The sequence below is a fragment of the Streptomyces sp. 840.1 genome (assembly GCF_003751445.1).
Classification (GTDB): domain Bacteria; phylum Actinomycetota; class Actinomycetes; order Streptomycetales; family Streptomycetaceae; genus Streptomyces.
This window is the reverse complement of the sequence record NZ_RJUU01000001.1, coordinates 3,901,626-3,912,460: the sequence shown is the minus strand read 5'-3', so window position 1 is coordinate 3,912,460 and position 10,835 is coordinate 3,901,626. Positions and strand designations below refer to the sequence as shown.

Below are 10,835 nucleotides of genomic sequence, written 5' to 3'. Positions count from 1 at the left end.
CCTAGGCCGAGGCCGGGCCCGGGGAAACGGAGTTGGCCGGAGTCCGACACAGTCGGTGCCCCGCACACTTACTTGCCCCGGGGCGACTCGGTCACGGTGACCGTGACCGTCACGGTCGGCCGGGCGCCCGGCCCGCCGCCGTCCGCGCCGCCGCCCGCCGGGGGCCGGCGCGGTGCCGACGACGAGGGCGCGGCGTCGCAGTTGCCGAGCATCGTGGCGCGGAAGACGGTCTCGCCGCCCGCCTTCGCGGTCATGTCACCGCTGACGCACCGGCCTTCGACCTCCCGGTCGACCTTGCCGTCCAGGCTGATGTCCTCGCCCTCCTTGGTGCGGCCGTTGCAGTCCACGTCCGCGACCCGGCTGGTGGCGGGGGTGGCCGGACCGGTGCGGGAGCTCGCGCCCCGGCCGGTCCGTGCGGTGCAGGTCAGCCACTGCACGTGCACCCCTTCGTGCTCCAGCGCGCGGGTGGCGGTCCGGTCGGTGGTCACGGCGATGGACGCGGAGTTCAGGCCGTTGACCGGATCGCAGGCGGCCAGTCCCGCGACGACCGTGCCGGTAAGGCAGATCACGGCCGGAAAGCGACGGACCCCTCGACTGCTCCATGCCCTTGTTGTCCCCATACGGGCAGCTTCCCACCGCTCCTGACGGTGCGGTAGACCGCTCGCGGCCACAACCGGCCCGAGTGGCGGAAAACAGCGGGGTTCATGACCAGCGGCCGGTGCGGCCCAGCAGCAGGGCCGTTGCTGCCGTGCCGGCCGTCGAGGTACGCAGCACGGTCGGCCCGAGCCGGCAGGTCCGCGCCCCGGCGGCGGTGAACGCGGCCAGCTCCTCGGGCGAGACGCCGCCTTCCGGTCCGACGACCAGCACGATCTCGCCCGCTTCGGGCAGGGCGACGCCGGCCAGCGGCTCGCTGCCGTACGCGCGGTCCTCGTGCAGCACGGCCGCGAAGTCCGCCTCGGCCAGAAACGCGGCGACCTGCTTGGTCGTCATCGCGTCGGCCACCTCCGGGAACCGCACCCGGCGCGACTGCTTGCCGGCCTCGCGGGCCGTGGCGCGCCATTTCGCCAGGGCCTTGAGGCCCCGCTCGCCCCTCCACTGGGTGATGCAGCGCCCGGCCTGCCACGGCACGATCGCGTCGACCCCGGTCTCCGTCATCGTCTCGACGGCGAGCTCTCCGCGGTCACCCTTGGGCAGCGCCTGGACGACGGTGATGCGGAGCCCCGGGCGGGGTTCCTCGTGGACGGGCTCAAGACCGGTGAGGACCAGCCGGTCCTTGCCCTCGGCGGCGGACACCACGCCCTGCGCCCAGCGGCCCCGGCCGTCGGTCAGGACGACGTCCTCTCCGGCCTGCAGGCGTCGCACCGAGACGGCGTGCCGTCCCTCCGGGCCCTCCAGGACGAAGCCGGGCCCCGTGGGCATCTCCTCGACGACGAAGACGGGTGCCGTCACTGCGTGCTCCTTGTGCTCACTGCCGCGCGTGCGGCGTCCAGTTCCCCGGCGAGCAGGGCGACGAGCCGGCCGGCCGTCAGCTCGCGTGCCATCCGGTGCCCCTGGCCCGCCCACAGCGCCATGCCCTGCGCGTCCCCGGCCTTGGCCGCCGCCTTGCGCAGCGGGGCGGTCAGCTGGTGGATCTGCGGGTAGGCGGCGGGGGCGTACGGCCCGTGCTCGCGGACGAAGCGGTTGACCAGGCCGCGGGCCGGGCGCCCGGAGAAGGCCCGGGTCAGGGTGGTGCGGACGAACAGCGGGTTGGTCAGGGCCTGCTTGTGCAGCAGGTGGGCGCCGGACTCCGGGCAGATCAGGAAGGCGGTGCCGAGCTGCGCCGCGTCGGCGCCGGCCGCGAGCACTGCGGCGATCTGGGAGCCGCGCATCAGCCCGCCGGCGGCGATGACCGGGATCTGCACGGTCTCGCGGACCTGGGCCACCAGGCTGAGCAGCCCGGTCCCGATGCCGTCGGCCTGCGGGTCGTCCCGGTGGGTGGACTGGTGACCGCCCGCCTCGACGCCCTGGGCGCAGACCGCGTCGGCGCCGGCCCACTGCGCGGCCTGGGCCTCCTCGGGCGTGGTGACCGTCACGACGGTGTACGTGCCCACGGCGGCGAACGCGTCGAAGGTGTCGCGGGCCGGGCAGCCGAAGGTGAAGGAGACGACCGGGACCGGGTCCTCCAGCAGGATGGCGAGCTTGGCCTCGTAGCCGTCCCCGCCGTCGGACTCGGTCTCGCCGAGCGGGGTCTCGTACCAGGTGGCCTCGCCCGCGAGCTGATGCCGGTAGACCTCGACGGCGCTCGGGTCGGCGAGGTTGGGCTGGGGCATGAAGAGGTTGACGCCGAAGGGCCGGCCGGTCAGTCCGCGGACCTGCTTGATGTCGTTGTACATGCCGTCCGCGGTCTTGTACCCGGCGGCCAGGAAGCCGAGTCCGCCGGCCTCGGCCACGGCGCCGACGAGCTGCGGGCAGGAGACTCCGCCCGCCATCGGGGCCTGCACGATCGGATACCGGCAGAGATCGGTCAACGCGGATGGCATGACGGCATCGTGTCATGTCCTTCCTGTCCCGGGATGCGCACCCCTGGGCCGCACTGGGCAACGGTTATGTCCGCAAATGCCGTACGGGCCCGGAAACCCGGGCCCGTACGGTGTCGAAGCGTGGGACTAGCGCCCGTTGAAGGCGTCCTTCAGCCGGGAGAACAGGCCCTGCTGACCGGGCTGGAACTGGCCGGTGGGCCGCTCCTCGCCGCGCAGTTTCGCCAGCTCCCGCAGGAGGCGTTCCTGCTCGGGGTCCATCTTCGTCGGGGTCATCACCTCGACGTGCACGATCAGGTCGCCGCGCCCGCCGCCCCGCAGGTGGGTGATGCCGCGCCCGTGCAGCGGCACGGACTGGCCGGACTGGGTGCCCGGCCTGATGTCGACCTCCTCCAGGCCGTCGAGCGTCTCCAGCGGCACCTTGGTGCCGATGGCCGCCGCCGTCATGGGGATGGTGACCGTGCAGTGCAGATCGTCGCCGCGGCGCTGGAACACCGTGTGCGGCAGCTCGTGGATCTCGACGTAGAGATCGCCGGCCGGGCCGCCGCCGGGGCCGACCTCGCCCTCTCCGGCGAGCTGGATGCGGGTGCCGTTGTCGACACCTGCGGGGATCTTCACGGTGAGGGTGCGCCGCGAGCGGATACGGCCGTCGCCGGCGCACTCCGGGCAGGGGGTCGGCACGACCGTGCCGAAGCCCTGGCACTGCGGGCAGGGCCGTGAGGTCATGACCTGGCCGAGGAAGGACCGGGTGACCTGGGAGACCTCGCCCCGGCCGCGGCACATGTCACAGGTCTGGGCCGAGGTGCCGGGTGCGGCGCCCTCTCCGCTGCAGGTCGTGCAGACGACGGCCGTGTCGACCTGGATGTCCTTGGTCGTGCCGAAGGCCGCCTCGGAGAGGTCGATCTCCAGCCGGATCATGGCGTCCTGGCCGCGCCGGGTGCGCGAACGGGGTCCGCGCTGCGACGCCGTGCCGAAGAACGCGTCCATGATGTCGGAGAAGTTGCCGAAGCCGCCCTGTCCGAATCCGCCCGCACCACTTCCGCCCGAGGCGGACAGCGGGTCCCCGCCGAGGTCGTAGACCTGCTTCTTCTGCGCGTCCGAGAGGACCTCGTAAGCGGCGTTGATCTCCTTGAACCGCTCCTGGGTCTTCGGATCGGGGTTGACGTCCGGGTGCAGCTCGCGTGCGAGCCTCCGGAAGGCTTTCTTGATCTCGTCCTGAGAAGCGTCGCGGCGCACGCCGAGTACGGCGTAGTAGTCCGTGGCCACTTACGACTCCGCCAGGATCTGTCCGACGTAACGTGCCACTGCGCGTACCGCTCCCATCGTTCCGGGGTAGTCCATGCGGGTCGGTCCGACCACGCCGAGTTTGGCGACTGCCTCGTCGCCCGAACCGTAGCCGACCGCGACGACGGACGTGGAGTTGAGTCCCTCGTGGGCGTTCTCGTGCCCGATTCGTACGGTCATGCCCGAGTCCTTGGCCTCGCCGAGCAGCTTCAGCAGCACGACCTGCTCCTCCAATGCCTCCAGCACCGGCCGGATCATCACGGGGAAGTCGTGCCCGAAGCGGGTGAGGTTGGAGGTGCCGCCGATCATCAGCCGCTCCTCCGTCTCCTCGACGAGGGTTTCGAGCAGGGTCGAGAGCACGGTGGACACGGTCGCCCGGTCCTCGCTCTCGAAGGATTCCGGCAGGTCCTGCACCAGCTGCGGGACGTCCGCGAACCGGCGTCCCACCACCCGGCTGTTGAGCCGGGCCCGCAGATCGGCGAGAGAGGTCTCGCCGAACGGTGTCTGGCAGTCGACCAGCCGCTGTTCGACCCGGCCGGTGTCCGTGATCAGCACGAGCATCAGCCGGGCGGGTGCCAGCAGCAGCAGTTCCACGTGCCGCACCGTCGAGCGGGTCAGCGAGGGGTACTGCACGACGGCGACCTGCCGGGTCAGCTGCGCGAGCAGCCGTACGGTACGTCCCACGACATCGTCGAGGTCGACCGCGCCGTCGAGGAAATTCTGAATGGCACGGCGCTCCGGCGACGACAGGGGCTTGACGCCCGCAAGCCGGTCGACGAAGAGCCGGTAGCCCTTGTCCGTCGGGATACGTCCCGCACTGGTGTGGGGCTGGGCGATGAAGCCCTCGTCCTCCAGTACCGCCATGTCGTTGCGGACGGTGGCCGGGGAGACCCCCAGCGCGTGCCGCTCCGTGAGCGCCTTGGAGCCGACGGGCTCCTCGGTGCCGACATAGTCCTGGACGATGGCGCGCAGCACTTCGAGTCTGCGTTCGCTGAGCATCGCGCACACCTCCAGCTGTCTACCTCGGTCGATCTCGGGCCGTTCCCGGGACTTCTCCTGGCACTCTGTCCATTCGAGTGCCAGCAATCTCCCCGGTCAGTGTACGGCGACGGGGTGGGCCCCTAGCAAGGGCGACCGGCCACGCTACCGCGAGAGCGCGCAGGTCGTTGCCGATAGCGTCGCCGCATGGACGTCACTTGGGAAGAGTTCGGCTGGGAGCGGTTGGGTGACGGAGTGGGCCGGCGGCGGCTGCCCGGCTGGGACGCGACGGCCGCGCTGGTGGCCGGAGCGGACGGGGCGCTGCTCTGCGACACCGGCTCGACACTCCGGGAGGGCGTCGAGCTGCGCCGGCAGATCCAGGGGCTGACCGGCCGGAGGGTGACACATATCGCACTGAGCCATGCGCACTTCGACCACGTGCTGGGCACGGCCGCCTTCGCCGGGGCCCAGGTGTACGGGGCGGCCGGCCTGGCGGAGCTGCTGAGGACCGGGGCCGACGACCTCCACCGCTCCGCCGTCGCGCACGGGGTCCCGGAGCGGGAGGCGGCGGAGGCCGTGGACGTGCTGGTGGTCCCGCACCACGAGGTGTCCGGGGAGTCGGCGCTGGACCTCGGCGGCGGCCGCCGCGTGCTGCTGGCCGACGTGGGCCCGGGGCACAGCGGGCACGATCTCGCGGTGCTGGTGCCCGGATCGCCCCCGGTCGTCCTCTGCGGCGACCTGGTCGAGGAGTCCGGCGAGCCGCAGGCCGGCCCGGACGCGTGCGTCTCCCGCTGGCCGGCCGCGCTGGACCGGCTGCTGGCGCTGGGCGGCGAGGACGCGCTGTACGTGCCGGGGCACGGAGCGGTGGTGGACGCCGCGTTCGTACGGGCTCAGCGCGACGCGTTGGCGCGGGGCCTCGGCGTGTCGTGAGGCCGGGGCGTCCTATCGTCGTGCGATGCGCAGCTATCAGCCGGACCTGACCCCGCCGTGGAAGAAGTCCGCCCCCGCCCCCGAGGTGCCCGCCGATCCGGATCTGGTCGTGGAGGAGGCGGTCACCGGCTTCTGCGGTGCGGTGATCCGCTGCGAGAAGACGGCCGAGGGGCAGACGGTGACCCTGGAGGACCGGTTCGGCAAGCACCGGGTCTTCCCGCTGGTGCCGCGCGGCTTCCTGCTGGAGGGCCGGGTGGTGACGCTCGTGCGGCCGTCGGCCGGCGGCCCCGTCCGGCCGGCCCGTACGGCCTCGGGCTCGGTGGCGGTCCCCGGGGCGCGGGCCCGGGTGGCGCGGGCCGGGCGGATCTACGTGGAGGGCCGGCACGACGCGGAGCTGGTCGAGCGGGTCTGGGGCGACGACCTCCGGATCGAGGGGGTGGTCGTGGAGTACCTGGAGGGCATCGACGACCTCCCGGCGATCGTGCGCGAGTTCTCCCCGGGCCCGGACGCGCGCCTGGGCGTGCTGGTCGACCATCTGGTGCCGGGTTCCAAGGAGTCCCGTATCGCGGCGCAGATCTCGGACGGGAACGTCCTGGTGGTCGGCCATCCCTACATCGACGTGTGGGAGGCGGTGAAGCCGTCGTCCGTGGGGATCGACGGCTGGCCGGTGGTGCCGCGCGGCCAGGACTGGAAGACGGGGGTGTGCCGTTCACTGGGATGGCCGGAAAACACCGGTGCGGCCTGGCAGCGCATTCTGGCCTCGGTCCGCTCCTACCGGGACCTGGAGCCCGAACTCCTGGGCCGCGTAGAGGAATTGATTGACTTCGTCACGCTTCCCGCCTGATGTCCGGCGGGTCTTCCCGCCAATCCCGGGCTGATCCCTACAATTGCCTGCGCCTCGCACGCATCATCGGTTATTGAGTGTTTCCTGGCTCTTTTCGCGAGGGAAGGCACGGGGCGATGGCGCGCGAGGTATGGCGGGACAGTGCGGACAACGAGGCGGCCTCGGCCGTCTTCCACTTCGTGCAGCAGCTCATCGACCGGTACCGGGACAACCGGCCGGTGATGCCGCTGGTGGTCCTCCAGGCCGCCGACGCCGACGTCCCGCCCGACGTGGATGCCAGGGTCGAGCAGATCGTGCGCCAGATCCACCACGCCAATCAGCTGCGCCGGGTGCCGCTGAAACTGCTCGCCGGCCGTGGCGAGACGCCGTACGAGGCGGCCCTCGACATGGTCCGCACGCTGACCGAGAAGCCGTGGGAGACCCGGAGCAGCTCGCAGTACAAGCCCTTCGCCTTTCCCCGCTCGCGGCTGCTCGGCGCCATCGAGCAGGCCACCGCGTCGGTGATCCGGGAGCCGGACCGGGGCGGCACGCCCGAGGAGCGCGAGATACGGATCCTGGAGCAGCTGAGCACGCTGCGCTGGCGGGCCAGCCGGCACGGACCGCGCAACTGGCTGGGCGCGTTCAGGGAGTCGGTGCGGCCGGAGACGTTCCTCGGGGCCGTCGTCATCGCGGTGCTCGGTGTGCTGCTCGGCGAGATCGGCTGGGTGCCCACGACCCTGGTGGCCGTCGCGGCGGTGCTGGGGCTCGCAGTCGTGCGGCTGGTGACGACGTCGGCGCCCCCGCTGCTGTGGCTGCGGCGGGCCAGCAGGTGGTTCGCGACCACCTCATCGCTGGCGGCGGCCAGTACCGGCTACCCGTCCGACGGCTGGTCCCGGTTCTCGCCCAGCGGGTCCTGGCGGGTCATCCGGGTCCGGGCCTCGGTGGTCGCCGGGCGGGTGGCCGACGCCGCGGCGGGCGACGAGCAGTCCCGCCAGTTCCACCTGGAGCTGCGGGTCCAGGCGCTGCTGGAGGACCTGCGGAACAACTACCGCCCCCACGCGCTGGACTGGCGGCGCGGGAAGCGCACCGTACCGCCGGTGGTGTTCCTGCCCACCGCCTGCCAGAGCAACGGCGGCATCCAGCTGGTCAACGCCATCAACAACGTCCGCTCCCGGCGCAGCGAGGTCGATCCGCTGCTGCTCCTGGCCTCGCTGCCGGCGGCCGAGATCCTGCGGCACACCCCGCCGCTGCCCGCCGATCCGCTGCCCACGCACACGGGTGCGGCGCGGGCCCGCTACGACAACTGGATCAGCCATCTCAGCATCGGCCAGTCCCCGACGGCCGCCGCCACCCTCGCCTGGGTGCTGCGGCTGCCGCTCTCGACCGAGCAGCTGACCCATGAGCACGCGCACGCGCAGCTGGTCACGGAGCGCGTGCGCAGGACGTGGGTCTGGTGGGTGATGTCGCGTACGACCCTGGCCTGCCTGCTGGTCGGCGCCCTGCTGGCGACCTTCCTGGTGAGCAGCCGGCTGGCCGACCGGTACTGCCACGGTCCGCTCACCGACGTGAACACCGCCTCGGTGAGGCTCGCGGGCCCCGGCGGCGGGCCGAAGGAGTGCATAGGCGTGTCGACGACCACGCAGGTGCGGTTCGCGAAGGGCAACGACCTGTCGCTGGCCGGCTCCGGCAAGGGCCTCACGTTCGACCGGATCGAGCGGGCGGTGGAGGAGGAGAACGCCGGCATAGCGCCCGGGGACGACTACGTCACCGTCATCTACGCGGGCCCCTTCACCGCCACGTCCACGGAGGGCACCCGCAAGGCCCTGGAGGAGCTGACAGGTGTGTACCTGTACCAGCACCACACCAACAAGCTGGACTTCTCCGTCAAGCTCAAGGTGCTGACCGCCAACGGCGGGCAGGACATGCTCCAGCAGATACCGGCGGTGAGGAAGATCATCGAGGTGGCCGGGGAGGACCCCACGGTCGTCGGTGTGATCGGGCTCGGGCGCGACACGACCGACAGTCCGCTGGCCACCGGGCTGCTCCAGGAGGCCGGTCTCCCGGTGGTGGACACGACCAACTCCGGCGGCTACCTGGCCAGGAGCTACTCGAACTACTTCGGCATCGCTGCGACCGACGAGGAGCAGGCGGACGCGATGGGTCTGGTGGCGCGGCAGGTGGCCGGGAAGTCCGCGCACCCCCGGGCCCTCGTGCTCTCCCGGAAGCTGGGCAACAACGACAAGGACCGCTACACGAAGGAGCAGCGCGAGGTGGGCGACGCGATGCTGAAGAAGGCCGGGTTCAAGCTGTCCGAGCTGGCCGAGTACGGCCTCGGCCGCCGCAACAGCGCCGATCTCGACAAGCCGGTGCAGAAGATCTGCGAGGCGGACCCGGCGCCGGACGCCCTGTACTTCGCCGGCCGGGTCGAGGACGTCAACAACCTGATGGGCCGGCTCGCCCAGGGCTGCGCGGGCAAGCCGATCACGGTCTTCACAGGCGACGATCTGACCAAGGCGCGTTTCGACGACAGCACCGACCTCGCGGAGGACGTCACGCTCTACCACACGGCGCTCGCGCCGATGGGCCGAGGCCGGGCCGGCGGCTTCTACGCGGAGGCGCACCGGACCCTGGAGGGGCTGCTGCCCGCGGGCGGGACCCTGCCCCGGCTGCCGGCCGCCAGGCCGTACGAGGACGGCCTCTTCGCCAGCGGGCAGTCGGTGATCTCGTACAACGCGACGGCCGCCCTGTACGACGCCGCCAGCCACAACGACAAGGTGAACAGCGCCGCCGAGACGTGGGCGAACCTGTACGCGGTGAACCTTCAGTCGATGCCCACCGGCACCGTCACCTTCCGCGGTTTCATCCCGTACGAGGCCCAGGCCGGCCACGGTCTCGACGTCGTCGAGATCACCTATCCGGACGGCCGGATCCACAGCAGGGTGATCTGCGGCCGGCCCGCCGGTGCCGACAAGCTCACCCCGGCCGGCTGCCCGGTGGGGTGAGATCCCGGCCGGGGCCGGCCGGGCCGCGTCAGTCCACCAGGTCCCGCACCACCGCGTCGGCCAGCAGCCGCCCGCGCAGGGTCAGCACGGCCAGGTCGGCCGCGAACGGGCCGGGCTGCAGCAGACCGTCGTCCACGGCCCGCCGGGCGGCCGTGAGCCCCGCCGGGGCCAGCAGGGACAGCGGGCAGCCGTCGGCCAGCCGCAGCTCCAGCAGGATGCGCTCGACGCGGCGGTCCTCCGCGGAGAGGATCTCGCGTCCCGCGCCCGGCGAACGCCCCTCGGCCAGTGCCTGCGCGTACGCCCCCGGGTGCTTCACGTTCCACCAGCGCACGCCGCCGACGTGGCTGTGCGCCCCGGGCCCGGCGCCCCACCAGTCGGCGCCGCGCCAGTACAGCTCGTTGTGCAGGCAGCGGCCCTCGGGTGTGCGGGACCAGTTCGACACCTCGTACCAGGAGAAGCCCGCCGCGGCCATCGCCTCGTCCGCGATGAGGTAGCGGTCGGCGTGCGCGTCGTCGTCCGTCATCGGGATCTCGCCGCGCTTGATCCGGCGGGCCAGCTGGGTGCCCTCCTCGACGATCAGGGCGTACGCGGAGACGTGGTCGGGCCCGGCGCCGATCGCCGCGTCCAGTGAGGCGCGCCAGTCGTCGTCGGACTCGCCGGGGGTGCCGTAGATCAGGTCGAGGTTGACGTGCTCGAAGCCGGCCGCCCGCGCCTCGGCGACACAGGCCTCCGGGCGGCCCGGGGTGTGTGTGCGGTCCAGGATCTTCAGTACGTGCTGCCGGGCGCTCTGCATCCCGAACGAGATCCGGTTGAAGCCGCCCTCGCGCAGCTCGGCCAGGTAGGCCGGGCCGACCGACTCCGGGTTGGCCTCGGTGGTGATCTCGGCGTCGTCCGCCAGGCCGAACTCCTCGCGGATCGCGCCCAGCATGGCGACGAGGTCGGCGGCGGCCAGCAGCGTCGGCGTACCGCCGCCGACGAAGACCGTGCGGACCTGCCGGGGGTCGTCACCGAGGACCTTGCGGGCCTGGCGGACCTCACCGATCAGGTGGGAGGCGTAGTTGTCCCGGGAGGCCAGGGCGCCCCCGGAACCGCGCAGCTCGGTGGCGGTGTAGGTGTTGAAGTCGCAGTAGCCGCAGCGGGTCGCGCAGTACGGCACATGCAGGTAGAAGCCGAGCGGCCGGCCGGCGGCGCCTTCCAGGGCATGGCGGGGCAGCGCCCCGTCGTCGGGCACGGGCTCACCATCGGGCAGTACGGAAGGCATACCGTCCATTGTCGCGCGCCTCCCGGCGACCGGACGCCACC

9 protein-coding genes are annotated in these 10,835 nt (G+C 72.3%); 3 read left to right on the top strand and 6 right to left on the bottom strand.

Features of this window, described 5'->3' with window-relative positions; translation table 11 throughout:
* Window positions 1–68: 68 nt before the first annotated feature.
* The 5 genes from EDD93_RS17740 to hrcA all read right to left on the bottom strand — a co-directional run bounded on the left by EDD93_RS17740 (window position 69) and on the right by hrcA (window position 4,799).
* Window positions 69–569, bottom strand: a complete 501-nt coding sequence (locus EDD93_RS17740) for a hypothetical protein (RefSeq protein ID WP_311318314.1) — start codon at window positions 567–569, stop codon at window positions 69–71.
* Between the two features lie 133 nt (window positions 570–702).
* Window positions 703–1,449 carry a 16S rRNA (uracil(1498)-N(3))-methyltransferase gene (locus tag EDD93_RS17735; protein WP_123526060.1) on the bottom strand — a complete coding sequence of 249 codons (747 nt, stop codon included), beginning with the start codon at window positions 1,447–1,449 and terminating at the stop codon, window positions 703–705.
* The gene (locus EDD93_RS17730; RefSeq protein WP_123526059.1) at window positions 1,446–2,519 is read right to left on the bottom strand and encodes a nitronate monooxygenase; all 1,074 of its coding nucleotides are present in this window, start codon (window positions 2,517–2,519) and stop codon (window positions 1,446–1,448) included. The genes EDD93_RS17735 and EDD93_RS17730 overlap by 4 nt, the downstream gene beginning before the upstream one ends.
* Before the next feature lie 126 nt (window positions 2,520–2,645).
* A complete protein-coding gene (gene dnaJ, locus EDD93_RS17725) occupies window positions 2,646–3,782 on the bottom strand; it encodes a molecular chaperone DnaJ (protein WP_123526058.1) in 1,137 nt (378 codons plus the stop codon).
* The gene (gene hrcA, locus EDD93_RS17720) at window positions 3,783–4,799 is read right to left on the bottom strand and encodes a heat-inducible transcriptional repressor HrcA (protein ID WP_123526057.1); all 1,017 of its coding nucleotides are present in this window, start codon (window positions 4,797–4,799) and stop codon (window positions 3,783–3,785) included.
* 186 nt (window positions 4,800–4,985) lie between these two features.
* Between hrcA and EDD93_RS17715 the strand changes: the two genes are divergently transcribed.
* The 3 genes from EDD93_RS17715 (at window position 4,986) to EDD93_RS17705 (ending at window position 9,533) form a co-directional block, all read left to right on the top strand.
* Window positions 4,986–5,708: an MBL fold metallo-hydrolase gene (locus EDD93_RS17715; protein ID WP_123526056.1), complete on the top strand. Its 723-nt coding sequence runs from the start codon at window positions 4,986–4,988 to the stop codon at window positions 5,706–5,708.
* A gap of 25 nt (window positions 5,709–5,733) precedes the next feature.
* Window positions 5,734–6,552, top strand: a complete 819-nt coding sequence (locus EDD93_RS17710) for a DUF3097 domain-containing protein (protein WP_123526055.1) — start codon at window positions 5,734–5,736, stop codon at window positions 6,550–6,552.
* Window positions 6,553–6,668: 116 nt separating this feature from the next.
* Window positions 6,669–9,533, top strand: coding sequence for a hypothetical protein (locus tag EDD93_RS17705; RefSeq protein WP_123526054.1), 2,865 nt, complete (start codon window positions 6,669–6,671; stop codon window positions 9,531–9,533).
* Between the two features lie 28 nt (window positions 9,534–9,561).
* Here the strand turns inward: EDD93_RS17705 and hemW are convergent, their stop codons facing one another.
* On the bottom strand, window positions 9,562–10,794 hold the full coding sequence (hemW, locus tag EDD93_RS17700) for a radical SAM family heme chaperone HemW (RefSeq protein WP_185092355.1): 1,233 nt from the start codon (window positions 10,792–10,794) through the stop codon (window positions 9,562–9,564).
* Between the last annotated feature and the right edge of the window lie 41 nt (window positions 10,795–10,835).

Bases quoted from the DNA above. Each gene is read 5' to 3' on its own strand.
- EDD93_RS17730 (WP_123526059.1), bottom strand. From the start codon at position 2,519: ATGCCATCCGCGTTGACCGATCTCTGCCGGTATCCGATCGTGCAGGCC.
- hrcA (WP_123526057.1), bottom strand. From the start codon at position 4,799: ATGCTCAGCGAACGCAGACTCGAAGTGCTGCGCGCCATCGTCCAGGAC.
- EDD93_RS17715 (WP_123526056.1), top strand. From the start codon at position 4,986: ATGGACGTCACTTGGGAAGAGTTCGGCTGGGAGCGGTTGGGTGACGGA.
- EDD93_RS17710 (WP_123526055.1), top strand. From the start codon at position 5,734: ATGCGCAGCTATCAGCCGGACCTGACCCCGCCGTGGAAGAAGTCCGCC.
- EDD93_RS17705 (WP_123526054.1), top strand. From the start codon at position 6,669: ATGGCGCGCGAGGTATGGCGGGACAGTGCGGACAACGAGGCGGCCTCG.
- hemW (WP_185092355.1), bottom strand. From the start codon at position 10,794: ATGCCTTCCGTACTGCCCGATGGTGAGCCCGTGCCCGACGACGGGGCG.